Raw genomic sequence first — 26,110 nt, 5'->3', positions numbered from 1 at the left:
AATCTTCCAATCTTTCAATCCATTCTACACATGAAACTGCTCCCTGATATTCTCAGTCACTACTTTACCATCAAATAGGTTGATGATTCTGTGAGCGTAGTTTGCATCATGCGGAGAGTGAGTTACCATTACGATGGTAGTTCCTTCGTTATTGAGTTCTTCCAAAAGGCGCATTACTTCTTCGCCATTGGTAGAATCCAAGTTACCTGTAGGCTCATCGGCAAGGATCACGGAAGGCTTTGCTACAATTGCTCTGGCAATCGCCACTCGCTGCTGCTGACCGCCGGAAAGCTGCTGTGGAAAGTGATTTCTTCTGTGCATGATATTCATGCGAGAAAGCACCTCTTCTACTCTAGTTTTGCGCTCATCAGTCGGGATTTTGAGGTAAAGCAAGGGTAGTTCTACATTTTCAAATACAGTCAGTTCGTCGATCAGGTTAAAGCTCTGAAACACGAAACCGATGTTTCCTTTTCTGAGGGAAGAACGCTGTCTTTCAGAGAATTTAGCGACTTCATTTTCTAAGAAATGATACTCGCCAGAATCTGGATTATCCAGCAGGCCAAGGATATTCAAGAGTGTGGATTTACCACAACCTGACGGTCCCATAATGGCTACGAATTCGCCTTTTTTGATTTCAATTTGGATATTGTCCAAAGCTGTAGTTTCTACCTCCTCAGTGGAGTAAAGCTTTCGGAGATCGACGGTTTTGATTACGTTCATGGTTGTTATTGTTAGATGTCGGATGTCGGGTGACCGATGTGGTTTTAACCTCAATCGTTTGTTATATTTTTTTTGTATGATGTTCGATGTCGGGTGCCCGATGTGGGTTGAACCTCCATCATTATTTATATTTTTTTTTATAATTTGATATCTAATGACCTATGTATTCCAAGTCATTTCATTTCTACCTAATTAATCTTTGATTTGAAGGATTGCATCATATTCATAAGATGAAAAGCCTCGGCGTAAAGTTTGTTAAACTGTTCTAGATCAATATATTTTCTTCTCACGGCTTTATGCAAGCAAGTGACTACTTCGGCTAAAGATCGAATTGCATAGCCCAAGAACTTCTTGTATTCAGGGTTACTTTGGGAGATAGAGCCTTCAGCAATATTTAAAGCAATTGAGTCCGCAGCACGTCTTGCCTGTGAAATCAAGTTAAATAATTCATCCTTAGGGAAACCCTTAGAAACACCAAATATATCCTCTCCAAAATCCATGGCCTTTTGCCATATTTGAAGCTTTCGAATTTAAAATGAGGCACATATTCATCCATAGCTTTATAGTCTAAATCCTGAAATCATTACTCAATCCACATCCAACATCAAGCACCCCACATCGGTCATCCGGCATCGGACACCCGGCATCGGTCTCCGAGACCCAAAATCACTTTAGGCCCAAAATCTCGTTCTTCCCAAAGTTCTCATAGCCAGAGATGATTACTTTTTCTCCTTCTACTAGACCTTCCAGCACTTCGTAGAATTCAGGGTTTTTGTTTCCAAGTCTGATATTTCTCTTCTCTGCATTACCTGAAGAATTGATTACAAATACCCAGTTTCCACCGGTGTCCTTGAAGAATCCACCTGTAGGAAGAAGTAGACTTTGCTCGCTATCACTGAGCTGCAATCTGATTCTTACACTCTGACCTCTTCTGATTCCCTGCGGGCTTTCACCTGTGAAAGCCATATCCACTTCAAATCGACCATTGGTGATGGTTGGATAGATCTTCATGATTTCCAGTTCATGATCCACACCGCTCAGTGTGAACTTCCCTTTCAAACCACGTCCGATTCGTGGCAAATACAATTCATCTATAGGCACCCTTACTTTGAATTCATCCTGCACATCGATCTGACCATATCGCTCACCTGAATTGATCGCCTGACCAACTTCGATTTGCTCCATTGCCAACTGACCTGCTATTGGAGCTTTAATTACCAGATTATTCAAAATCTGCCCAACACCATTTAAAGAAGCATTCATTCTGTTTTCTGACTGTCGCAGTTGCGCCAATTGATACGATCTCGCGATGGAATCACTTTTATACGACTTATAGGTCAATTCCTTTCTTTTCAGATTGTACTCATATTGCTCGGCCACTTCTTCGAATTCCCGATCTGAAACCAGTTTCTTCTCATGAAGCTCTTTGAATCTTTTATACTGAGGTTGAAGTAAGCTGATCTGATAATCTATCTCTGCCAATTGTCCCTGCTGACTTAAATCATTTTGATCCAAGAATAATCGAGTCTGCCTAAGGTTATTGATTTGCTCATAAAGCATGGTTTCCCGCTGCATCACATCCAATTGCAAATTGGAATTGGCCATGATCAAAATCGTATCTCCTACTTCTACTACCGCTCCAGATTCCCGAACGATCTGAGCTACCATTCCACCTTCTACGGCATCTAGGAAAAAAGTCTGTGCAGGTTCAATCTGCCCTGACACCAATATATAATCAGTAAACTCCCCTTTCGTAACTGTTGCAATACTCAATCTATCCTTCTCTACATTCATTGTAGATCTATGATCTGCGTATCCTATCTGATAAATAATTCCGGCGACTAAAATGACTCCGCCTACTATATAGGCAATTCTTTTAGGGGTCCAGGTTTTCTTTGCTAATTTTCTATCCATTGTGTGTAAATGCCATTTCCGGGCTATCCCCAGTATGCCAAATGGTATGCCATGCAAAAAATTGCCCTTACAAGCTTCTTTCATTGATTTATGAAAAATCAGTAGCTAGACTCGCGAACATTTTCGTCCGCAAGCGAACAAAATCATTCAAAGTCGAATATATTTTTCCTAACTTATAAACTCGTCCACCGAATCAAAAACATGCTCAACTTGTCCGAAATCAAACGTTTTGAGCCAAAATACCGGCCTCCTATTTTTCGGTATACTTTTGGAACAAGTGGGCACAGCACGACGGATATTTTTCCGATCTATACCTAATTCTTTTAATCATGAGCGAGCAACGTACAGGTAAGATTCTTATAGTAGATGACAATGAAGACCTTTTAAAAGCAGCAAAAATTTTCCTCAAGCGACATTTTTCTCAAGTGGACACAGAGACCAATCCTGATCTACTTCCTATCCTCACGCACAATGAATCCTACGATGTGATTCTTCTGGATATGAATTTCACGAAGGATGTGAGTTCTGGACAGGAAGGTTTCTATTGGTTAGACCGAATATTGGAACTGGACCCTTCTGCCGTGGTGGTTTTGATCACAGCCTATGGAGATGTTAATCTTGCTGTGAAAGCCATCAAAGAAGGTGCGACTGATTTTGTGCTGAAGCCTTGGGAAAATGAACGCTTACTCGCTACGCTAAATTCTGCCTTACAGCTTCGCAAAAAGAAAATGGAAGTGAATCTGCTAAGGGATCAGAAGCAAACCTTGCATCAGGACATGGATGATAAGTTCAAGGACATTATCGGTCAAAGCGAATCTATGCAGAAGGTCTTCGAAACCATCGAACGTGTCGCTGTCACAGATGCAAATGTTCTGATTTTAGGTGAAAACGGTACTGGAAAAGAATTGATTGCTCGTGCTATTCACAGACATTCACGAAGAAATAGAGAAGCTTTTGTAGGAGTGGATTTAGGATCAATCACGCAGACGCTTTTTGAATCAGAGCTTTTTGGGCATAAAAAAGGATCATTTACCGATGCGAAAGAAGATCGGGCAGGTAGGTTTGAGCAGGCACATAAAGGGACACTTTTCTTGGATGAAATAGGAAACCTTCCGATGCCACTTCAATCAAAGCTTTTGGCAGTACTCCAAAATCGTCAAGTGACACGGGTCGGAGCAAATCGGCCGGTAGATGTAAATATCAGGTTGATTTCAGCAACCAATATGCCTATTCATTCTATGGTATATGAAAATGGTTTCCGTCAGGATTTACTTTATCGCATCAACACCATAGAAATTCAGCTTCCGCCACTGCGAGAGCGTATTGAAGACATTCCGCTTTTGGCGGATCACTTCATTGCCTTTTACTCCAAAAAATACAACAAAGACATTCGCAAGGCTTCCGAACCACTCATCAAACGCATGTCCAAGTACCACTGGCCTGGTAATATCCGTGAACTACAACATAGTATCGAGCGGGCCGTGATCATGTCTAATCACAATGTGCTACAACCTGAAGATCTCTTCTTGCAAAAAATGGCACAACCAGAGCGTCAGGATGAATCGGTAAGTTTGGAGCATTTAAATATCGAAGATGTGGAGCGAATCCTTATTCGCAAAGCATTACAAAAACACAATGGGCATATCACGAGAGCCGCTGAAGAACTTGGGCTGACTCGATCATCACTTTATCGCAGACTTGAGAAGTATGGTTTATAAGAGCTTTTCTCTTGGTGTTGGGCTAAGGATTTTTGGAATTATCATTAGCCTTTATCTAGGACTTTGGTTGTATTACAGTCAGGACCTTTGGTTGGCGCCCGCTATTCTAGGCATAATTACACTGATCCAGATTGGAGAAATGATCTATTATGTCAACTCGATCAATCACAAACTTGCCCGTTTTCTAGATTCTATTCGTTACGCTGATTTCTCAAGTTCCTTCACTTCCGACAGCAAAATGGGAAGCTCCTTTCGGGAAGTAAACACCTCTTTCAATGAGGTAATGGATGTTTTTAAGCAAACCCGTGCCGAAAAGGAAGAACAAATGCTTTTTCTCCAGGTCATCATTCAGCATATCAACACGGGAATTATCTCATTCAATGACCAAGGGAAAATCGGTGTTATCAATAATGCTGCGAAGCATTTGCTTCAAATTCCACAGTTTCGGGACATTACTGATTTGAGTAAGCTATCCCCAAAGCTTCTGGCAGATGTATTGGAGATGAAGCCAGGGCAGCGCATTTCCAAAAAAGTAAATCCTTCCCTCCACCTGATCATACAATCTACTTCACTGAAGATGGGTGGACATAGCTGGACATTGCTTTCTCTACAAAACATCAATGCCGAACTTCAGTCAAACGAGCTTGAAGCTTGGCAAAACCTGACTAAGGTACTTCGACACGAAATCATGAATTCCATTACACCGATTTCAAGTTTGGTGGAATCACTTCGTACCATTTTGGATGAGGATAGCTACGTACAGCAAGAAGGCATCTTGATCAAAAGAGATGGCTTCATGGATATGCAGGAAGGCTTGGACACCATTGCCAATCGGAGCAAAGGTCTAGTGAGTTTCGTGAATGCATACCGTGATTACACGAATATCCCTGCGCCGAAAAAAGTAACGATGCCAGTAAGCCAACTCTTCGAGAATGTACTCAATTTGATGAAAGAGGACCTGAAATCGGCTGAGGTCAAAATAGAAACCAAGATCCATCCAAGTGATTTGGAGATACATTGTGACCCCGATCAGATCACTATGATCTTGATTAATCTTGTGAAAAATGCTTCTGAATCCTTGCAAAATCAGGCAGACCGCACGATATGGATTTCATCTATTGGACAGGGAGATCTAGGTTTGATGATACAAGTAGAAGACTCTGGACCCGGGATTATCCCTGAGGCCTTGGAAAGGATCTTTGTTCCTTTTTATTCTACTAAAAAGACTGGAAGTGGAATAGGACTGGCAATCTCCAGACAGATTATGAACCTACATAATGGTAGTCTTCAAGTGACTTCTATCCCGAATGAGCGGACTGTATTCACGATGAATTTCAGGTAACTTTTGGGGAGAGCCTTCGACTTCGCTCAGGCAGACAATTCTACTTCGCTCAGGCTGACAATTCTACTTCGCTCAGGCTGACAATAAGACTTCGCTCAGGCTGACAATTCTACTTTGCTACGAATGAAAGATTCATCCAATGAAACTGAAAGCTTGTAAGTCCGAGCGGAGTCGAGGACCTTACGACTCCCTTGCACCTATTCAAGACATCACCAAAAGCTATAAGGAACCGCCTTTTTCATCACCTTCGAAAAATACTACACCACCTTCATTTCATTGTTTATCAAGACTTTGTATCTTATACAAAACTGTATAGGATATGAAAAATAATTTTTTGACCCAAACCCAAATAGCTTTTCACAATTTAAATGGCTTGGTAAATGGTATCGCCATGGATGGCCGGATTACCATCAGTGAATACGAAGCACTAAAAGCCTGGTGCAATACGCACGAAGGACTTTGCTCTGAGGAACCTTTCCATTCATTTTTCGAGGAAATCTCTACCAAAGTTAAGACAGGCACTATTGGCTCAGAAGAGATCATAGAACTCAAGGAAATTCTAGAAAAACATGCGCTGAATTTTGAAGAGAAAGACAAAACAAAAGCCGACCTGCACTTTCTCCAAGGAGTTTGCTACGGTATCATGGCGGATGGAGATATTAACAAATATGAAATCGAACTGCTTAAGAAATGGATGGATGAAAATGAGCATTTGAGTGCTACCTATCCATTCAATGAAATCTATGAGGTGGTAGAAGTGGCAATAGGAAAAGGCAAAATTGATTCAGATGAATACAAGAACTTAGTGAAGTACTTCAAATATTTCCTGAAAATAGAATAGCTGTTATCACCTGAGAAAAGTTGGTTATCCTCCATAATCAAGCCTCTGAGATCGATTGATTTCAGAGGCTTGATTTTATATGATTTTCTAAATAAGTCCTGCTTCTGGAGAAGCAGGACAACTTGAGCAGTCTCCATTACCTCTTCTAGCGAAGTAGCGCGAATGTTATCGCTTGTTTGGGCGATAGAAATCTGATCGCTTATGGTTAATCCAGCGATGAGAGCAATCTTCGCCAGTTTTTGGGAATTGAAAATTAACATAAAAGTATTGGTACAGTTTCAACCTCCCAAAAACTATTATTTCCTTGATTATAACTGATTCGGTAATTAAAATCAAGGGAGTGATTTTTATAAAAAATAATACTATCCAATTACTATATCACTTTGCACTTAGCTCCATACTTTTGACATAGTCTATTGTTGATTTGGCTACGCCAAAGCTAGATGGAAGTGAAAGGTAATCGAGTTGATTACAGGCAATTTTGATCAGCGCCTGATGATGAATGCAGTGCTCTAGATTGTAGCATAGTTCGCGGTTGTAACTGCTCCGGATCGTTTCAAAATCGGTTGCTACAGCCATTTTAAGAATAATCTCCTTGTCTTCTAATTTGAGATTTTCTCGGATTTCTTTGATTTTAGCTAAAGCTGAATCCATATCTGTTTCCAACCTTTTATCCCGCTTTCTATCATCGTAGCAAACAATCCCTAACTCATACTGAGAAAGCAGGCAGTCATACAATTCCAATATATGGCGTACGTGCTGACCTATACTGGAAGTCCTCAAAACAGGAGAGCAATCGGCAAAATCTTCTGATTTCAATTGACTCAAAAAATCTGATAATTCCCCTAAAACTTCCGAATTCAAACTAACTAGCATAGGTACTTTTTAAAAAGGTTATAATCTGATTTTTTTTTAAAATAACACAAAGAATCAAGCAGGACAAGAAACATGAGATACCTGCAGAAAATAGCCCTCTATCATCTCCTAAATATCGTGGTTCTCCAATTCTCAAATTGTCCGCAAGAATACTTTTAGGCAATGAAGATTCACTTTTTCAAATACTGCATCAAGCTTCTCCACGTATCTCTTTCCCGAAATTGACTTCTTCTGCCGACCAAGTTATGCTTTGCCATCATTCCCATGTTTTGGAAATACGAATTGATCGTTTTCAATCCTTCTTGATAGTTTTTCTCAGGTGAGTACATATGAATAGGCTCAGCATTCGCACCATTCACTTCTAGGATAATGATCTTTTCTGGATCACAGAGATCGCTCAATTCATCCACTTTCACATCCAATCTACCATAGTTGATACCGCCTACTGATTCGAAAATCCTCTCAAAAGCTGCAATCATTTCTGCGCTGATATGGCTGCTGTAATCCAGAAATACTGCGCCTTTGCAGTGGTTTCCCATCGGACTCAGCTTTACCACTTCGTCTAGCACTGGGATAGAAGTTGGGTCAGACGATTGGATTAGGTACTGATATCGGCTTGCTCGGGGATGATTTTGTATCAATTCGGAAATGCTGGAAATACCATCTCCAACCACCTGTAGGGAAATTTTTCTGGTAAGAGAAGGAATTAAAAACTCTCCAGTCAAAGGGTTTTTAAGGAAAAAAACGCCGTATTCTTGCGACTTTTCAATATACTGCTGTATCAAGTAATCATCTTTGGGTTGATCCAGCAGGTATTTCTCCAACTCATCGCGATTACCGATCAGCTTCACCCCTTTGCCTCTTTCGCCTTTGTCAGGCTTGATAATAAATGGAAATGGTATCTGCTGAGCTGTGGCTTTTTCCAAAATTAACGCTACCTCCTCAGTAGAATGAATCAGACAAGTAGCTGGTAAATTGACCTCTGGAAAGTGATTTTGAGCTGCAAATTTGGAGTAATTATAAAGGCCACCATTCTCTAAAGCTGGATTGGCAGCAGCAAAGAAATTGGCTTTTCGGAGTCGAATAGCCCAAGAAACCCCCAATACAAACATCGGGATGTGGAACCACCAAGCATGTGCAAACTCAAAGGAATTATGCATCCTCGTGGGGTCTTGCAACTTTTCCCAATCGGTAGTCGAGACCTCAGATGACTCTAAACTTTGTTTGCCTTCTTCCTCCATACTTTATTTTTCTTTCTTGACGTTCGGCCAGTTTTTATCTGCTTTTTTGATCATCTCAGCCTGATCAGCATTCCAGTCTACCTGCACTTTCTTGTTGTAATTCAGGTACAATTTATCATCCACTATAGTCCAAGCATCTGGGGAAATGGGTGCCTTGTAGCCTCCAGCCAAGCCGAAAGCACAATAGCCACCATATTGAGGCATGTATTTAGATGGATTGGATTTAAAAAGATCTAAGTTTTTCTGAGAAGAAAAATACCAATTCGCTCCATCATGGCTAAGCTTAAATTCCTTCTCACCAACCACAGGCTTGGAATCAGTGAAATACGCCACTGGATCATAGCCCTTAATTGCTTTATCATTCTGAGAAAACACCTCAGCTTTTTGGGCATAAGCCTTAAAAATCAGTAGCATTAACACAAAACTGAAACTCGCTTTTTTACAATAATTATTCATACTAAAATATGTTTAGGATTTAGCTGAATCTCTAGTCAACAACTTCCTTTAAAACTTAAAACAATTCAATCAGACTGGATTTTCGTGTCGCAATCAAGACAAATTGGAGAAAAAAAATAATCCAAATACAACTGCTACAAAAAAAAACAAGGAACCTAGGCTTAATTCAAAACCTTAGGTTCTAACCAAATTAGTGTCAAAGTCAGCACAAACAGTCCATACCAAATCCAATCAGGAACCTTTCGCTGGGAAGTAAAACCTATTGAAGATGTTTCCTTTGTCGAATGTGCTTTCAAGAAATCAGCTCGTAATTTCGAACCTTTCATACTTGGCCACTCATCAGCAGCATAGCTATAAAATTCTAAACTATCAGCCAATGAAACCCATCCCGAATCCAAACTTATAAAGCTCCCGGATTTAGAAAATGGATTGACAAGCGATTTTTGCAAGTAAACTGAATCTGATTCAATACTTATAAAATCCTCCTTAAACTCCTGTTGAATCACTTGAATTTCAGTTCTCATTCCTCTGAAAATAGGCTGTTTAAGCTCAACGGACCCTGATTCCTGCGGAATCATTGCTCCTAGCATCTTCTGCCAAATCGCTTGATAGTGCAAACTATCACCAGCTAGCTTGATTGGAAATGTCTTACCCAACAAACTCACTCCAACCTTAACATTTCCAATTTGCTGCACGGCAAATGCATTCTGAAAAAGCAGTTTCTGAGTAATCACCGACTCCAATCCGTAAGGTAAAGCTTCCAAATCAGCCTCAACTTCCCTACTTTCTTCTGTTGTAATTCGCTTTGCTTTGAAGTTGGTTTCAAAGGCCTTATTTATCGCAGAAATATCACTTCCAACCTCATCCACATTAATCACCAAAACGGACGCTCCATTCTCAATTGCCTCTTGGGTTGATTTCTTGATAAGCTGAGCTGGATCGATGATCAGAAACTGAAGGGAGTCGGATTCAGAGCTCCCAGAGCTAATCGTTGAGTTCTTCGAAACGTCAATTCGCTCACTTACCTTTTCACCTGAATTGATCAAGTATTGAGTTAGAACCCTGATTTCAGCATCTGGGAATGCAAATTGCAAACTGTATTGGATTGGCTTGGCTGGATGCGCAAAGAACTTGATGCTTCCATATAGGCTATCATTCACCATCAAGTCAAGCTCATTTCTTCCCACAACTTTCGCTGGAAATTCAAGTTTAAAAGTACCATCATTTAATCCAGAAACGGTTTCTGCTAGTATTTTACCTTGTTGAGCAAGTGATAATTTCAAGGAATCTCTGGATTCTATTCTGCCATTCACCGTCTGCATTTCTCCTTCTCGCAGTATCCCTTTCCAATCCAGAAAGGAAATAGAAGCTTCTTCAACATCCGAAACCCATTTAATATCCCTATCTCCTATTTTCAATAACTCAGCCTCTGAAAAGTCAGATCCAAGCAAATAAACAGGATTTCCCTCACCTTGGTATTTTTTGACATCAACAGATTTCTTGACGCTCAAGCTATCTTTCCAGAAGCGAATTTTCTCTTTGGTACTTGATGAAGAATGTACCAAAACTGCATCGTCCTGTCCGATCCAAGTCCAAATAGGCTGAAATAGGTAGCCAATCAGCACAAGTGAAAACAGGGCATTCAAAGCGATTTTTATAGACTTTCTACCTGCTTTCAGATCAGACTTTAATATCCAAAAAAGCTGAAAACCTAAAATGATCAGAATCGCCGCAGCGAATAGCCATGTCCAAGTCCAGGAAATCAAAGGTTCGAAATGAATCATTGCAACTTGCTCCAAAAGGCCTTTTCTAATTCTTTTTGTTTGAGTGAAGATGCATTCACACCTTCACTTTGGGCTGTCAGAGGATATAGTTTCTGAAACAACTCTTTCTTGCCCTCCTCAGTAATTTTTCCCGCATTCAACTCTTGAAGTCTAAGCAAAACTGACCAATCCTCAATGCCGGAATAGTTCATGCGTGAAGTCCAGAGTTCTCCGAGTTTCTGCACTGCAACTTTATCGACAGCAGAAAGTTGAGGCTTCGCAAGCAATCCCAACACCTGGGAAGCGAGTGGTGCCAAGCTCTTTGTCAATGCTATTTGCGAGATTTCGATCTGATTTTTCAATTTATCCAGATCACCCGTCAAGCGTTTTTCTCCTTCCTTTATTGGTGGCGGATCAAATCCTGATCGCTTTACGTAAACTCTTGACTTTTGCTGAACAGTTTTCAGGTATTCCAGTGCTTTTTCCTGAAAGGGTAGCGCTTTTTTCGGTTCGAAAAGCCGTAGATGCAACTCAGATTCCCACATCTGCTCTAAGGCAAGTTTCAAGAGATTCATCGAGGAATTCTCATCAAGATTAGCTTGAGTTGAGGACTGGCTTTTATTTAGAAATGCACTCATAAGTCCTCCCATTCCATCCTCAAGGTCGTTTGGATCAACCTTCTGAGAGCTGCTATCCGATTTATTCGCATTAGGTTTTACTACTAAATTGACAACACCGGCTTCGTGGGCATGATCATGATCGTGACCGGCTAGGAAATCCACCGGTTCAGAGCCATTACTAGTTTCTGAATTTTCCTCACCGAGGTATTGACCATATCGCATCCGAAGAAGCTTCTGATCGCTACCAATTAGATTGGATGCTGCATTAAATTCTTTCTCAGACTTACTTTTCTGAGTCGCAAGGAGATTTTCAGTATCAATTATAATCTGCCGCTGGCTACGGAAATACTCCGGCATTACATGGATCGCCATCCCAATTAAATCCTCCTCTTGAATCCCTGAAGTATCCACGTAATTGAGAAAATAAGTGTCCGAACGGGAAAAATTAGGTTCGGGAGACCGATTATCCATAGCGGCCCAATAGTAATACAACTCATCGCCAGGCTTGAAATCGAAGGACTTCAAATCTAGGTTCACACTGAGATCCGCAGACTTAAAATCCTTGTTTGGTATCGCTATCCGGTTCTCTCTAAACTTCACATTTTCACCAGAACCTCTAGCCAAAGTAGCCACCAGGTAAACCTCCTTAACTTTGAAATCATCAGACACCTTTGCTTTCACCTGAATGACCTGTGGATCCTTGGTGAAGTGGTACTTGTAAAGCTCTTTTTCACTAGGCTGAATCACAGGAGCAAAATCGTCGATTGCCTCCAATGGGAAATAATCAGATTCGTACACGACCTTATCATCTCTCCTTGCTCGAAGAGCATAAATACCAGATCCTATGACCTTATCCTGGAGAATAAATTTTTCTCCGGATTGGGAAAAAGGCAGGCTTTTGCCATTCGAATTAATTAATTCTAAGGATACATCTTTGGTATTCAACATATCCACAATCCACTTAATATCAGAGCTCATAATAGTCTTGATCGAAAGTTCTGATTGAGTAGTATTTGGCAATCCTGTGTAGGCTGGTGGAATGATGGAAATTTCTACTGAACTCATTTCCACAGGTGAATTTGTTACTGAATTCACTTCCAATTTATCGTTCAGTTTAACCTGAGTGTTGGATGAATTTTCTTCTGGAAGACTCAAAAGAGATAGACCATAAACTCCGAAAACAAGAAGTAACCCAATCAAAAAAGGCCAGGTATTCTTATGCCAAATCTGAATAGCCCCCCCCTGAAAAGTAGCATTCACTCGCTCCCATTGCAGTTGCTCTGCTATATTTTTTGAAGGTTTGGTAAGGAGTTCCAAACTGAATTCCAAGTCTGGAAATCGATCATGAAGTATCTGAATAGCTTGCTGTCGCTGACTTACAAATAACCCCAAATAGTATCCTGCCACTAAAAAACCAAGTACAGCTAGCACTAGGATAGCTGAAGTGGCAGATGTGAAAACCAATCCAAATAACACCAGCGATAAACTTATCAATAATGCCTTCAAACCAGTTTGCACACGTAAGTGCAGCTCAATTTTGGCGATATAGCTTTCTATAGTGCTCATATCCCTTGTTGATTTGCAAAGTATCGCTCAGCGGCAAAACAGAGCAGAAATAGACCTAAAAGAATCACATTAAGGTTAGCTCTCTTATTTTGGCTTGTTAGGTAATCTACCAAAAATCTACTCTCAAGCTGAGTTTGGCTCAACTTCACATCTTGCTGCTCTATCCCAGAATAGGCTAAGAATCTCTCTAAAATGACTTCAGGTAGCTTCCCTGTTTGCACCAATTCAGAATGATCGAAGTCCAGTTGATCTGAAAAACTGATCAGATTCGATTGCTCAGAGAAAGAGAAAGTATCCGAGATGAAGTAAAGTTTCTCGCTGTCTTTTTCTTCTGGTAGCTCGTTGTCAAAAATCAGCTTTGCTTCCTCAATTCCTTCCTTTTCGACAAAGTCAAATCCGTAAACATCTTGGATAGCATCAAGAGATGCCTTGATGAAGAGACGCTCTGAGGAGGATATTTCCCCCATATAGTAAGCGAAATAACTCTTCTCTAAAGTAATCCCAACAGTTTCCTTTTGATCGTTTGCGATGGAGTCCAATAAGCCATTTTTACCCACTTCCATGGTTTCCCCTCCTTCAATTGAGATTATCTGAGGAGATGGATTTGCCAAGGAAGTGGTTCCCAGAAAGAGTCTCGGTCTAATTTTACTTAGGTAATTATTCGATCCTAAGCTGTTGAGGGAATTACTCAAATACAAATTGAGCTGGGTAGTCTCATCAGGAACTTGATTAAGTGAAGCTTGAAAATTTACAGCTCTTCCATCTGGATTCAACTCTTCCAAATCCTCTATTGCTGTGAGATGCTCATCAGCCCAATATACTTCTTCACCCTTTTCCAATGCCTGTCGAAACTCAAATTTGTACTCATCGATGATCTGATTACTTGGCTGTATCAGATGAATAATTCTCTCCTCAGAAACCTTGCTTACCGATGGAATAAAGACCTGACCGAGCAATAGCACCAACAAAACTAGCAGTAGAATCCTAAGCAGTAGAACCAAGATATTCTCCAATCGAAAGCCTTTTGCCACGGAGCTTTCCTGTGTGGCGAGCCAGTGCATAGCAGCCCAATGGATCACTTGTCCTTTCTTTCCTCGCCAGAGATGAATAAGGATAGGGATGCTTATTCCCAGCAAACCCCAGAGCAATATGGGTTGAAGAAATTGCATCAGGATAAGGATCTTTCTGCGAGAAACTGACTGATTACGCCAGCGATTGAATCTGTCAATCGTGCCTGAAACAGATGAACTTGAGGTAGAATCAATGATTGCTTAAAACCTGATAAATAATTCTTTATAGATTCGTTATAGGTTTTCTCTATCGCCTTTCCATCCAAAATAATTGAACGATCTGACTCCAGGTCCTGAAAATTGAAATTACCCTTTAAGTCAAACTTTTCCTCCTGCTTTCCCAGAATCTGAAACAGTACAATCTCTTTTTTCGGATGCCTCATTTGCTCCACTATGTCCAGCCATTCGTTGTCTTTTTGCAAAAAATCGGAAACCAAAATGATCAATTCCTTCTCCTTACTTTTCAATACCGGAAATTCATGCTTCATAACAGGCCAGCTTCCAGCTGCTGTTTCGGTTTCCAAATAATATAAAATGCGCTGAAATGACTTAGGGGATGCTGACACCTTCTGCTCTATCTTTCCATCCTGAAAAGTAAAATAGGTCAAGGAGTCCCCTTGCTGATGTGCTAAGTAGGAAAGTGATGCAATGAGATTTTTAGCGTAATCAAGACGTTTGATTCCATCTTCCTCGTAATTCATCGACCCAGAGAGGTCAAGCATCATACGCACATGCAAATGGCTCTCAGTCTGCGATTCTTTGATCATGTATTTACCGGATCGGGAAAAGTACTTCCAGTCAATCCTCTTTGGATCATCTCCTGGCTCATAATACCTGTACTGCTCAAACTCAGAACCGACTCCCACGCGCTTGCCAAGGTGCACCCCATGCTTGAGTTGCTCGCTGATGATTTTAGCAGCCAACTTCAGGTTATTGAGTTTGATGATCTCCAGGTTACTTGCTTGCATGGATTGGTAATGCTTCAAGGATTTTGGTGATGACAGCATCTGGCTGAATATTCTCTGCCTCTGCTCTGAAGTGCAAGGAAAGCCTATGTCTCAAGACTGGATAAGCCAGTGTCTTGATGTCATCAGGTGTAACAGCAAAACGACCTTTGACCAGTGCTCTAGCTTTGGCACAAAGAATCAAAGCCTGTCCAGCTCGTGTACCTGCACCCCACTCCACATAATCTATAACCGACTGTATTTCTGAATTATCAGGTCGTGTAGCTCGAATCAGCTTATTGATATAAATGAGCAAACTAGAATCAATATGCACCTCTCTAGTAAGCTTCTGAAGTGTCTTGACATCCGTTCCCGTGAAGACTACATCAGGTTTTCCTTTGTAAGTTCCAGTAGTTTTTTCCAGTACTTCCAACTCTTCCTGCTCAGACGGATATCCCAATTTGATATACAAAAGAAAGCGATCAAGCTGCGCTTCTGGCAGTGGATAGGTTCCTGACTGCTCAATTGGATTTTGCGTAGCAATAATCAAAAAAGGATCTGGAAGCGGATGGTGTTGCCCTCCGTAAGTCACTACCTTCTCTTGCATCGCTTCCAGCAAGGCAGCTTGAGTTTTGGAAGGAGTTCTGTTGATCTCATCTGCCAATACCATATTTGCGAAGATCGGGCCTCTATTGAACTGAAAAAACTTTTTCCCGGTCACATGATCTTCCTCCAAAATCTCTGTGCCAAGAATATCCCCAGGCATCAAATCAGGGGTAAATTGGATTCGCTTAAAGTTCATATCCATTCCTTGAGAAAGAGAATTGACCATCAGCGTTTTTGCCAAACCCGGCACTCCTTCCAACAGGCAGTGTCCACCAGCTAGTAGGGTTATGATGATTTCATCGATCACAGATTCCTGACCGACGATGACTTTTGCTATTTCTTTTTTGAGCAAAGGGATTTTATCCACTAGCTCTTTATATGCTGTTAAATCTGTGTTTTCCAAAATCATTGTGTTAATGCATAAACCACTATGTTGACACCAAACTTGGTATTGTCGACCTTTAAGAATCGCTTGTTTCTGAAATCATAATCCCATTCACAGCCGTAATCTTTATTGCTATAAAGAACTCCTATTCTTCCATTTACAACAATTGCTTTCAAGTACTCATGAATGAGGTCATCACCCCAGCCATTGAGCTCAAAAGAGGTAGCAGGTGGGCCATCTTCAAATTCAAAGAAGGCGGAATAAATTGGGTGGTTATTGGGTATTTTTTGGAGCGCATCTTCTCCAAAGGTTTTAGCCATTTCGGCTTCGAAGGATTTTGCGAAAAGTCCATCTATGTCATGATTGCAATCATCGGCAAAGACGAAGCCTCCGTTTTCTACATAAGTTTTGAAATTCTGCCGCTCTTCGGACGAAAACTCTACCAACTTATGTCCACTGATATAGCAAAAGGGACTTTTGAAAATCTCCTTGCTACTCAGCTCTACTATTTTTTCCTTTTCATCCACAGGAATGGTTGTGTATTCCACCAGTGAATTGAGCAAGTTGATAGGCATACGTTGATCAGTATCCCAATTGCCGGAATTGTATTTTATTCTAGTGAAAAAGAAAGGTTGCATTGTAGTGATTAGTGTTCAGTCTCAGTGATCAGTCACAGGGTTCATTTTGCAGAAGACATTCTCAATGAGTAGTAAGATTCAGTTTGCAGTCTAATTACAACTGCAAACTGAATAGTGATCACTGCCAACTTCTTTAAACTGCGTCAGATAAGCTGGTAAAGGTGAAGTCACGGATCTTCATTGGTGGTATCAAGCTTCCTCCTACTCGCTGAGGCTTACCCATGGATTCTATGTTGTTCAACATGATAATCGGGCTCTCATTGAAACGGAAGTTTTTCACAGGGAATTTGATCTGACCATTCTCAATGTAGAAAGTACCATCTCTAGTCAAGCCAGTGAATAGTAAGGTCTGAGGATCCACTGCTCTGATGTACCAAAATCTGGTAACCAACACGCCTCTTTCAGTACTCTTGATCATGTCGGCGATAGACTCATCTCCTCCGGAGAAAATATATCCACCTCCACCAAATCCTCTTCCACCAACACTAGCCAATGGAGCGACTCCTTGCTTTTCTGCCCAATAGCGGGAATAAGCTAAATTTTTAACTACTCCATTTTCTACCCAGGTGGTTTTCACTCTTGGCAATCCATCACTATCCCAAGGAGAAAGTGGGATTTCTGAGTTTGTCGGATCAGAAGTAATGGTTACTCTCTCATCGAATAATTTCTCTCCAAGTCGAGTTCCCCCTCCTTTTTTACTCATAAAGCTTCTTCCTTCATCAGCACTTCGGGCATCAAAGCCCCTGGTAAGCAAGCTCAATAAATCTCCGGCAGCAGTAGGCTCCAAAATTACAGTGTACTTGCCTGGCTCTATAGCCTGAGCTGTAGCAGAAGCCTGTGCTTTCTGCATTGCAATGCTCGTCACATCTTTAGCACTGAGCAGATTCACATCATTGAAATCTCTGATGGCATATCCTGACCCTTTTCCGTCATTGGTCCTTACAGTCACTGAAAAATCAACTGACGTGCTCGTATTGTAGCCAAATTGTCCTTTGCTATTACCGCTAGCCACGAATCCGGAGAAATCTTCCAAGTAACCTGCAGCTGTCAGATCTCCTGTACTGGTAATTTCTATACTATCGGATGCCAATTGCGCTCTAAAATCCGGATTGATTTTATCTGTTGCCGGGCTGAATGTCATTGCGTCAGGATAAGTCTGAGGTCCAAGCATAGGCATGTATTCAGGGTTTTCTGGAGCAAGCATTGCGATTTCCTCCGCACGTGCCACCACTTTTTTCAAAGAGGCATCATCCAGCTCATTTGTAGAGGAAGACCCCACTTTTTTACCATATACAGAACTTACGCTTAGGCGAATTTCATTCGTCTCACCACTCGTATTTACCGTATTCCTAGCATATCTGATATTTCCTGTTCGCCCACCGAAAATGGAAACTTCCATCTCGTCAGCTTTGGAATAGGAAAGTACTTTATCTATAATTTTCTTTGCTTCTTCTTTTGTTAGAAAGGCCATGATTCTCTGTGTTGAGGTTAAATATTTCTTCCCGTGTTGATGACATTCACACCGTCAAAACGTGTAGTGGAACTACCATGTGATACTGCTGATGATTGTGAAGGCTGTCCTTTACCATCATTGAATGTACCCATAAATCGATAGTCATCTTTGTCACAAATCTGGGAACAGGAATTCCAAAACTCCTGAGTATTTGACTGATAAGCCACATCTTCCAGCATACCTGCAATTTCTCCATCTTTGATTTCGTAAAATACCGTTCCTCCAAACTGGAAGTTGTAACGCTGCTGGTCAATGGAGAATGATCCTCTTCCCAGGATGTAAATACCTTTTTCTACATCCTTGATCATGTCGGCAGGACCTAACTTTTCCTTACCTGGTCTCAAAGAAACATTTGCCATACGCTGGAATTGAACTGAACTCCAGCTATCTGCAAATGCACAACCGTTGGACTCATTTCCTCCCAAGATTCCTACTTGATCTCTGATTGCTTGATAATTAACCAAAACACCATCTTTGATCAGATCCCACTCTTTACATTTCACCCCTTCGTCATCATACCCTGTCTTTCCAAGAGAGTAGTCCTGCGTTTTATCTGCGAAAATGTTTACTATATCTGAACCGTATTTGAAATCACCAGCTTTCCACTTGTCCAATGTAGCGAAGCTAGTTCCAGCATAATTTGCTTCATAGCCAAGTACACGATCCAATTCAAGTGGGTGTCCCACAGATTCGTGAATAGTCAATCCTAGGTGATCAGGATCCAAAACCAAATCATACTTACCAGGCTCTACTGATTTTGCTGTGATTTTCTCTTTGGCCTGCTTTGCTGCCGAAATGGCATCCTCTACTATATCATACGAGTTATTGTAGCTGATAAAGCCTGCTGGATTCAAGATTCTATCCTTATCCTTGCAGTCTAGGTATTCATAGCCCATCCCCATAGGAGTACTAAGTGCCTGTCTGGATCTGAATCCTCCTGAAGCCTTATTTACTGCAGTTACAGAAAAGGTTGGATATATTCTGTGGATATCCTGATCTATGTATGAACCATCCGTAGAAGCAAAATATTTCTGCTCATTGATCATAAACATGGCGGAATTGACAAATGCAGCACCATTCTCCATCGCAGCATTATTTGCTTGCAACAGCAAATCTATCTTTTCCTTTACCGGAACCTCCATAGGATTGGTGACAATAGGAGTATTCCAAGTGACTTCACCATGACCTTTCTCGGGGGCCAATACAACTGGTTCAGTTTGAAGTTTTGAATTCGCTTTTGCTATAGCTACAGCGGTTTCAGCACAGGTTTTGATTCCATCAGGTGACACATCTGAAGTAGCTGAGAACCCCCAGGTACCATTTGCGATAACTCTGATTCCCACTCCGAATGTCTCGGAATTGGAAATATTCTGAACATTCTTCTCTCGTGTAAATAAATTTTGTGAAAGGTATCTGCCGATTCGCACATCAGTATAAGTTGCGCCTTTGGAACGGGCTGCATTTAATGCAATATCAGCTAGTACTTTCTTAGCTGCTCGATCCATTCCTGGTTCAAGCAGTTGCTCAGCCGAGACAGGATTTCCCATCATGACTAGTCCGGACGTGGCTAGGGCTCCAAGTCCCATCCCGGAAAGGTGGATAAAATCTCTTCTTTTCAATTGATCTCCTGGTTAAAGTTTATGGTTTATATTTCTAGTGATAATAATGGGTTTAATAGTTCTATTAAAGTACTGCTAAGCATGGATTATGCAAAATAAAAATACAGACTCGGTAAATTATAAGGGTGCAACTTGAATTATACCTGTTGAGAATTATAGAACTCTATTTTTTTAACCCTACACTCCTGAAAAATCTAAAATTGACGAATGCGTGCTAAAGGAGTCATATAAAGAGAAGGAAGCAAGATCACTTTAAAAAATCAGGAACAGCCCTTTAAGGAATCAATACGATTTTAATTACGCCACACCATCTATTGAGTTGTATTCAAAATTTCATCCAATTAATAAGCTATTGAAAGTCAAATATCTCTAATATTCTGATTCCGGGTAGGGATGATAGAATAAGGACATTTTCCTCACTTCACAATCGTCCGGAAAGTCAAATTAACTCTGGGTTTAGAAACCAGCTTTGTAGGCGGTAGTCTATGCACCCAGTGTGTCTGGGTAGTTCCTTTCATCACCAGCAAACTTCCGTTTTCTAAAATCTGTGAGACTGTCTCTTTGGTTACTTTATGTTTGAAGGCAAATTTCCGGTCGGCTCCAAAACTTACCGAAGCAATGGCACCGTCTTTTTTTAGATCCATTTCTCCGTCGCTATGCCACGCCATCCCCTCACTCCCATTGTGATATAAATTCAGCAAGCAGGAATTGAAAGTTTCCCCCGTCTTCTTTTCTACCAACTCCTTTAGCTCCAACAATTCCTTAGTCCATGGCAATGCCGTTTTGGTGTTATTGGAATAAGTGTATTCAAAAGGCTTTTCGGCATACCAAGCTACTTTCCGCTTGGTTTCTATTCGTTTACCAAAAATAATCGCCACATCATTCTTCCATTGAATCTGGTTCAGCAAATAGTCTAGGTAGGTCAAAGCCTTAGCCGTAGGCATAATCTTGCCATAGTAATTCACCGTACCGTCTTTGGGAAGCAGATTTACATCTTTGACCGAATCCTGATTGAATAAATCCATTTTTGTTTCTTAAACTTCTCCGTTTAGTTGAGCCGCTTCCCAACCTATAATTGCAGACTTCCTGGTATTCCCCCACATGTAGCCGCCGATTTTACCACTGGACTGAATCACTCGATGGCAAGGAATCAGAAAAGCCACAGGATTACTCCCGATAGCAGTTCCAATGGCTCGGGATGCCTTCGGTTTTTCTATTTCTCCAGCTATGCTACCATAAGTAGTCAGGTTTCCCATTGGGATCTTTAGCAGCGCATCCCAAACTTTCAATTGAAATGGAGTGCCATGTAAATGCAACTTGATCTGATTGAGTTTGTTCCAATCATGCTGAAAAATATACAAGGCTTCCTGTTGAATTTTATCCACCAACCGATGATAAGACGCATTCGGGAAGCGGGTTCTCATGGTTGCTTCTCCTTCTGATTGATCTGAGAAAAAGGCCAAGTGACAGATTCCTTTGGGCGTAGAAGCCACTATGATTTCTCCGAAAGGACTTTCTGCAAAGCTGTAATTGATCTGGAGGTTCTCTCCCCCATTCTTGAATTCGCCTGGAGTCATGCCCTCAATTTTCACAAACAAATCATGAAGCCTTCCCGTCCCAGAGAGTCCGGTTTCTTGCGCCGCTTCAAATAGAGTAGCTTCCTTACCTTGCAAAAGCTGCTTAGCATATTCCACGCTGAGATACTGCATAAACTTCTTTGGGCTCACCCCTGCCCAATCGCTAAACATGCGCTGGAAGTGAAAAGGACTCAGATGTACTTGTGCGGCAATTTCCTCCAAGGAGGGTTGGCTTTTGAAATTAGCTTGTATATAAACAATCGCCTCGGCAATACGCTGGTAATTGATGGACTGGCTTTCGCTCATGATCTAAATGCTAGGTTACCCAAAAGTAGGTTGATTCATAGAATAGCAAAACCCGAATCTTGCGGTGTTTGGGGAATACAATCCTAATCATTATAAAAAGCCAATTATCTATTTCACTAAAATGAATCTACGCCAAAGCTGATTTTTCAAACAGAAACAATTTTATTAAGAAATTGTAGCTTACCTAAGTAAGATTTCACAAGAACCTCAAAAACCTAATTTATGAATCAAGCAATAGCCGTAAGAAATACAGGACTAGTTTTACTAAATACCTTTTTCCCAACCCTATTTGAGCGACTTGGGCTTATTCAAAATGGAAAATTTATTGATGAGTATAGCCAATCAGATGCTGTTCAATACCTTCAATTTTTGGCAACAGGTAACTCATTTGCAGAAGAAGAATTCCTTCCTTTAAATAAGATTCTTTGTGGGTTACCTATATCGATTCCTTTAAAAACTTTTATTTCCATTACTCAAGAAAACTCAGAACTTATTGAGGGGCTTATTAAAGCAGTTATTGGTCACTGGCCAGCAATTGGAGATTCTTCGGTCGAAGGCTTTAGAGGGAATTGGTTGGTTCGCGATGGACTGCTCACCGAATACCAAGATCACTGGGAATTAAGGGTAGAAAAAAGAGCCTTTGATGTATTGATTAACCAAGCTCCTTTCTCTTTTTCGATCATTATGTTTCCTTGGATGGAAAAGCCTATTCATGTGGACTGGGAGTATTGAATAAATGAAACCAAATCTCTTATTCTTATTTAACTCTTCTTCACATACCAAACTTTAAAGAACGAATAGCTAGCCGACTTGGAACTTTGCCCATCGACACTAAATCCTACTCTTGGCGAGAAACCCCATTGAGCAATAAAGGAAACCTCGAACTCATCCGTATTTTCAACTTGTATTGCTGCCAAGCTGATATGCCGAGGAATCAAAGACTCAGATTAACACCCGATTATGAATATTTTCTCTTCGGCCTTCTAATCACAATTTTGTATTTAAGTATTTGCTTAAATAAGGAGTAAATGTAACCTTGTGCTATGGGAAACAATTCTTGCATAAGGCAGCAGGCTGATTTTGAACAAATAAATCGTTGTAAAGACACGGTTACGGATTTAAATGACTCATTTGACCACCTAGCAAATGGACTTTCATTAGCCGGAAATAGTGTGAGACTTAAAATACTTTACTTACTCTTTGAGGAAAAAAAACTTTGCGTCTGTGATTTGAGTGATATTTTGGGAATGAATATTTCCGCTATTTCTCAACACTTAAGAAAAATGAAAGACCGAAATCTTTTAGAAACTGAGAGAGAAGCCCAAACGATCTTTTACTCACTGACACCTGAATATGAAAAGCTCCTAAATCCATTTTTTGAGATCCTAGACAACAACAAAACCTTAATACCGGGATGAAAAGTGAAAACAAAATAATTGGTGCAGGTATGCTAACTGCAATTACAGCTTCATTATGCTGTATTACTCCTGTTTTAGCTCTAATCGCAGGAACCAGTGGAATTGCTTCAACATTTTCTTGGGTAGATCCTTTTAGACCTTATTTGATTGGGCTGACAGTTTTAGCCCTTGGTTTTGCTTGGTATCAAAAACTATTTCCGAAAGAAACAGATACACAAAAGGAAATTGACTGTGAATGCGCAACCGATGAGAAAAGGAAATTTATACAAACCAAAACATTCTTAGGAATAGCGACATTGTTTGCAGTGACAATGATTTCATTTCCTGACTACGCACACATTTTTTATCCAAAATCAGAGAAAGAAATAGTCATTGTTAAAGAGTCGAATATTCAAAAAGTTGAATTTTCAATTGACGGAATGACATGTACAAGTTGTGCTGAGCATGTACAACACGAAGTAAATAAACTACCAGGAATAATAGTGGCTACTGCCTCTTACGAGGACAAGAATGCGGTTGTGGAATTTGACAGTTCTAAAACAACTCTTGCTGACATACAAAAAGCAATTGATGGAACAGGATATAAAGTTATTGAGACAAATATTAAGTGAAATGGACGTACTAACAAAATCAATTATTACCTGCCCAAACTGTGGACATAAAAAGGAAGAAGAAATGCCCACAGATGCTTGTCAATTCTTTTACGAATGTGAAAACTGCAAAAGTGTAATTAAACCAATACCGGGAGACTGTTGTGTGTACTGCAGTTATGGGACTGTAATGTGCCCTCCTATGCAAGAGAATAAAAGCTGCTGTTCTTAAACAAGTTCAGGTAGACCAGTCAGTAATTAAATCATTCAGCCCACTCCTACTTCACATACCCTACTTTCAAAAATGAATAGACAGCTGGAGAGGTACTTTTCCCGTCAACAATAAATCCTGCTCTTGGGGAGAAACCCCATTGAGCAATAAAGGAGGCATCGAACTCCTCAGCGTTTCCAATTTTCATCTCCTGCCAGTTTGTTTCATCCGTTGACCAGTAGAACTTGTAGTAGCGACCATCTCGAGCTTCATATTTCAGAAAGATGGATGCAATTCCAGTACTACTTTCTTTAGCCAATACTTCCTTATTTCCTTCTTGAATTTTATACACCTGCACTTCAGAATTGCTGGTAGTAATAGCTAATACATGCTCTTGATTGCTATAAACGCCTATTCCATTTTGTGATTCAGAAAGTTTGACCTCCGTAACCATGGAATAATCACCCATTTTTGGACGAAGTCCTAAGAAATTCACTCCTGTATGAGAAGGTAAAATCAGCAGTTCTCCATTCTCAAGTTTCGCATTCGGCTTTGCTACTTTTACATCCCATTCCCAAAAAGCAAGATTCTTATCTGAAGAAGAGTCATCTTCCCAGTTCGTAATTTTTTCCTGCTGGGTATTCTGAAAAGGCAATAACGCTTCTTCTGAAGGTGTATTTCCATTTTTGAAATGAGGCCAAGCGGTCTCCTCATCCCAAACAATCTCATCCAACATCCCTTGTCTTCCTATAAATTCAAAATCCGTCGCGTTATATGAATGATACATGTAGAAATCTCTGTTGTCCGCCGTCTGCACCAACGTGCCATGACCTGGGCAGCGCCATTCTTCTCCACCTTGCAAAATTGGTTCGGGGAACTGCTCCCAACCTTCATGAAGATCTTTCGAGCGGGACACCATCACACGATAGTCACACTTATTATCACAGCAACCACCAATCGAATAAAACATGTAGTAGTATTCTCCCCGCTTCACAATCGACTGTCCTTCATCTCCAGCGCCAGTCCATCCTTGTGTGAAATCAGTCAGTGTCCAGTGTTCGCCAACCAAACTCAAACCGTCAGCGCTTAATTCTGAAGACAAAATCTCAATATCTCGACCCTCGGTCAATCCATACGCTTTCCATGAAATATAAAGCTTATCGTCCTCATCTTGGAAAACATAGGCATCGATCGCTTCTTCTCCCCATTCAATAATAATCCCATGATCCGTAAATCCCTTGGTAATATCTTCTGCAGTTGCCACGCCTATGCAGGCAATTCCGTTATCCTTTCGTTTAGTCGTGTAGTACACATAGAAAGTACCTTCTTTGTAGAATAACTCCGGCGCCCAAAAATCTTCACTTGCCCAAGCAGGAGGCTCGCTAAATACAGATGCAATTCGAGTCCAGTTTACCAAATCAGTAGATTCATAAATTGGGTAATTTGGAGCAAAATCATTGGTTGTTCCAACAGCATAAAAGGTATCCTCCACTCTTATAATAGATGGATCGGGAAAATCCCCCATTATCACCGGGTTTGTATAGGTCTTTTCTTCTTCCTGCTGAACAGTTTCGGTAGTGCAGCCAAAAGCGAAAAAGAAGGATGCTATTAATAGGAAATAAAGTTTATCAATCTGAAAAAATCGGGGCAATGGTTGCTGTATCAATGTCTTTCGATGTTTAGTCTACAGCTAAAGATATAAATGCAGAGTGACTTAAAAGGCTTTTACGGGTGAATTAAGTTTGTGGTAATAGATATAAGAAACCATTAGAACCGCCAAAATGATAAGAGGAAATATCGTTTGAAAACCAAAACCATCTATGGCGTAGTGGCTAATGCAGGCAAAAATAAAATCAAAGGTAAAACCTGCATATGCCCATTCTTTCACGCGTTTAGGAAATTTTTGAATCATTAGGATCAGTGATCCGCAAACTTTAAAAATCACCAGAGCATTTCCAAAATACATGGGGTAGCCTAAATGCCGCGCACCTTCTTTGGCTAATTCAGTTTGCGAAGTAAGTGCTGGCATTACTCCTTCGAAAAGGAAAATAAAGGTAGTGGCTGACCAGAAAATGATCTTGTTTCTTTTTGTAACATCCATATTTTCGAGCTTTAAATGACTCTCAAATATCAATACTCCCCTACTTTTCTACGGGGTAGCATAATGACAAAGTAC

The 26,110-nt window shown here is 40.6% G+C and carries 25 protein-coding genes; 7 read left to right on the top strand and 18 right to left on the bottom strand.

Annotation, left to right across the window (positions count from 1 at the left end; genetic code table 11):
• Positions 1 to 24: 24 nt before the first annotated feature.
• From ESV85_RS04770 to ESV85_RS04760, 3 genes are all read right to left on the bottom strand, one after another.
• Positions 25 to 720 carry an ABC transporter ATP-binding protein gene (locus ESV85_RS04770; protein ID WP_146915274.1) on the bottom strand — a complete coding sequence of 232 codons (696 nt, stop codon included), beginning with the start codon at positions 718 to 720 and terminating at the stop codon, positions 25 to 27.
• 188 nt (positions 721 to 908) lie between these two features.
• Positions 909 to 1,235: a four helix bundle protein gene (locus ESV85_RS04765; RefSeq protein ID WP_223275933.1), complete on the bottom strand. Its 327-nt coding sequence runs from the start codon at positions 1,233 to 1,235 to the stop codon at positions 909 to 911.
• Positions 1,236 to 1,386: 151 nt separating this feature from the next.
• Complete coding sequence (locus ESV85_RS04760; RefSeq protein ID WP_146915270.1) at positions 1,387 to 2,634, bottom strand: efflux RND transporter periplasmic adaptor subunit; 1,248 nt, start codon at positions 2,632 to 2,634, stop codon at positions 1,387 to 1,389.
• A gap of 329 nt (positions 2,635 to 2,963) precedes the next feature.
• Here ESV85_RS04760 and ESV85_RS04755 point away from each other — a divergent pair, with 329 nt between their 5' ends.
• The 3 genes from ESV85_RS04755 (at position 2,964) to ESV85_RS04745 (ending at position 6,535) form a co-directional block, all read left to right on the top strand.
• Entirely contained in the window at positions 2,964 to 4,352 is a 1,389-nt protein-coding gene (locus ESV85_RS04755) for a sigma-54-dependent transcriptional regulator (RefSeq protein ID WP_146915269.1), read from the top strand.
• On the top strand, positions 4,342 to 5,694 hold the full coding sequence (locus ESV85_RS04750) for a sensor histidine kinase (RefSeq protein ID WP_146915267.1): 1,353 nt from the start codon (positions 4,342 to 4,344) through the stop codon (positions 5,692 to 5,694). The genes ESV85_RS04755 and ESV85_RS04750 overlap by 11 nt, the downstream gene beginning before the upstream one ends.
• Positions 5,695 to 6,013: 319 nt before the next feature.
• On the top strand, positions 6,014 to 6,535 hold the full coding sequence (locus ESV85_RS04745) for a hypothetical protein (RefSeq protein WP_146915265.1): 522 nt from the start codon (positions 6,014 to 6,016) through the stop codon (positions 6,533 to 6,535).
• Between the two features lie 378 nt (positions 6,536 to 6,913).
• Here the strand turns inward: ESV85_RS04745 and ESV85_RS04740 are convergent, their stop codons facing one another.
• From ESV85_RS04740 to ESV85_RS04680, 13 genes are all read right to left on the bottom strand, one after another.
• Positions 6,914 to 7,411, bottom strand: a complete 498-nt coding sequence (locus ESV85_RS04740) for a DinB family protein (RefSeq protein ID WP_146915263.1) — start codon at positions 7,409 to 7,411, stop codon at positions 6,914 to 6,916.
• Between the two features lie 170 nt (positions 7,412 to 7,581).
• Positions 7,582 to 8,571: a hypothetical protein gene (locus ESV85_RS04735; protein ID WP_191321934.1), complete on the bottom strand. Its 990-nt coding sequence runs from the start codon at positions 8,569 to 8,571 to the stop codon at positions 7,582 to 7,584.
• Positions 8,572 to 8,655: 84 nt separating this feature from the next.
• Positions 8,656 to 9,108 carry a YHS domain-containing (seleno)protein gene (locus ESV85_RS04730; RefSeq protein WP_223275908.1) on the bottom strand — a complete coding sequence of 151 codons (453 nt, stop codon included), beginning with the start codon at positions 9,106 to 9,108 and terminating at the stop codon, positions 8,656 to 8,658.
• A gap of 161 nt (positions 9,109 to 9,269) precedes the next feature.
• Positions 9,270 to 10,892 carry a hypothetical protein gene (locus ESV85_RS04725; RefSeq protein ID WP_146915259.1) on the bottom strand — a complete coding sequence of 541 codons (1,623 nt, stop codon included), beginning with the start codon at positions 10,890 to 10,892 and terminating at the stop codon, positions 9,270 to 9,272.
• Complete coding sequence (locus tag ESV85_RS04720) at positions 10,889 to 13,057, bottom strand: hypothetical protein (RefSeq protein ID WP_146915257.1); 2,169 nt, start codon at positions 13,055 to 13,057, stop codon at positions 10,889 to 10,891. Before ESV85_RS04720 ends, ESV85_RS04725 begins: the two co-directional genes overlap by 4 nt.
• Complete coding sequence (locus ESV85_RS04715) at positions 13,054 to 14,226, bottom strand: BatA domain-containing protein (protein ID WP_146915255.1); 1,173 nt, start codon at positions 14,224 to 14,226, stop codon at positions 13,054 to 13,056. Before ESV85_RS04715 ends, ESV85_RS04720 begins: the two co-directional genes overlap by 4 nt.
• Positions 14,226 to 15,095, bottom strand: a complete 870-nt coding sequence (locus tag ESV85_RS04710) for a DUF58 domain-containing protein (protein ID WP_146915253.1) — start codon at positions 15,093 to 15,095, stop codon at positions 14,226 to 14,228. The genes ESV85_RS04715 and ESV85_RS04710 overlap by 1 nt, the downstream gene beginning before the upstream one ends.
• The gene (locus ESV85_RS04705) at positions 15,082 to 16,080 is read right to left on the bottom strand and encodes an AAA family ATPase (protein WP_146915251.1); all 999 of its coding nucleotides are present in this window, start codon (positions 16,078 to 16,080) and stop codon (positions 15,082 to 15,084) included. Before ESV85_RS04705 ends, ESV85_RS04710 begins: the two co-directional genes overlap by 14 nt.
• A gap of 2 nt (positions 16,081 to 16,082) precedes the next feature.
• Complete coding sequence (locus ESV85_RS04700; protein WP_146915249.1) at positions 16,083 to 16,700, bottom strand: DUF4159 domain-containing protein; 618 nt, start codon at positions 16,698 to 16,700, stop codon at positions 16,083 to 16,085.
• A gap of 133 nt (positions 16,701 to 16,833) precedes the next feature.
• Positions 16,834 to 18,171, bottom strand: a complete 1,338-nt coding sequence (locus ESV85_RS04695; protein WP_146915247.1) for a TldD/PmbA family protein — start codon at positions 18,169 to 18,171, stop codon at positions 16,834 to 16,836.
• Positions 18,172 to 18,188: 17 nt separating this feature from the next.
• A complete protein-coding gene (locus tag ESV85_RS04690) occupies positions 18,189 to 19,832 on the bottom strand; it encodes a TldD/PmbA family protein (RefSeq protein ID WP_146915245.1) in 1,644 nt (547 codons plus the stop codon).
• Positions 19,833 to 20,248: 416 nt separating this feature from the next.
• Positions 20,249 to 20,857 (bottom strand): alpha-ketoglutarate-dependent dioxygenase AlkB family protein, encoded by a 609-nt coding sequence (locus ESV85_RS04685; protein ID WP_146915243.1) that lies wholly within the window; start codon positions 20,855 to 20,857, stop codon positions 20,249 to 20,251.
• Positions 20,858 to 20,866: 9 nt separating this feature from the next.
• Positions 20,867 to 21,715 carry a bifunctional helix-turn-helix domain-containing protein/methylated-DNA--[protein]-cysteine S-methyltransferase gene (locus ESV85_RS04680; protein ID WP_146915241.1) on the bottom strand — a complete coding sequence of 283 codons (849 nt, stop codon included), beginning with the start codon at positions 21,713 to 21,715 and terminating at the stop codon, positions 20,867 to 20,869.
• Positions 21,716 to 21,937: 222 nt separating this feature from the next.
• Here ESV85_RS04680 and ESV85_RS04675 point away from each other — a divergent pair, with 222 nt between their 5' ends.
• The 4 genes from ESV85_RS04675 (at position 21,938) to ESV85_RS22445 (ending at position 23,955) form a co-directional block, all read left to right on the top strand.
• The gene (locus ESV85_RS04675; RefSeq protein WP_146915240.1) at positions 21,938 to 22,447 is read left to right on the top strand and encodes a contractile injection system tape measure protein; all 510 of its coding nucleotides are present in this window, start codon (positions 21,938 to 21,940) and stop codon (positions 22,445 to 22,447) included.
• 311 nt (positions 22,448 to 22,758) lie between these two features.
• On the top strand, positions 22,759 to 23,133 hold the full coding sequence (locus ESV85_RS04670) for an ArsR/SmtB family transcription factor (protein ID WP_146915238.1): 375 nt from the start codon (positions 22,759 to 22,761) through the stop codon (positions 23,131 to 23,133).
• The gene (gene merTP / locus ESV85_RS04665; RefSeq protein ID WP_146915236.1) at positions 23,130 to 23,744 is read left to right on the top strand and encodes a mercuric transport protein MerTP; all 615 of its coding nucleotides are present in this window, start codon (positions 23,130 to 23,132) and stop codon (positions 23,742 to 23,744) included. The genes ESV85_RS04670 and merTP overlap by 4 nt, the downstream gene beginning before the upstream one ends.
• 1 nt (position 23,745) lies before the next feature.
• Positions 23,746 to 23,955: a GDCCVxC domain-containing (seleno)protein gene (locus tag ESV85_RS22445; RefSeq protein WP_146915234.1), complete on the top strand. Its 210-nt coding sequence runs from the start codon at positions 23,746 to 23,748 to the stop codon at positions 23,953 to 23,955.
• A 46-nt stretch (positions 23,956 to 24,001) separates the two neighbouring features.
• On the opposite strand, the gene ESV85_RS04655 is transcribed toward ESV85_RS22445, so the two are convergent.
• Positions 24,002 to 25,585: a glycoside hydrolase family 43 protein gene (locus ESV85_RS04655; RefSeq protein WP_146915232.1), complete on the bottom strand. Its 1,584-nt coding sequence runs from the start codon at positions 25,583 to 25,585 to the stop codon at positions 24,002 to 24,004.
• A 63-nt stretch (positions 25,586 to 25,648) separates the two neighbouring features.
• Entirely contained in the window at positions 25,649 to 26,035 is a 387-nt protein-coding gene (locus ESV85_RS04650; RefSeq protein WP_146915230.1) for a DoxX family protein, read from the bottom strand.
• Between the last annotated feature and the right edge of the window lie 75 nt (positions 26,036 to 26,110).

The sequence above is a fragment of the Algoriphagus aquimarinus genome (assembly GCF_007997215.1).
Taxonomy (GTDB): Bacteria; Bacteroidota; Bacteroidia; order Cytophagales; family Cyclobacteriaceae; genus Algoriphagus; species Algoriphagus aquimarinus_A.
This window is presented reverse-complemented; position numbering and strand designations above follow the sequence as displayed.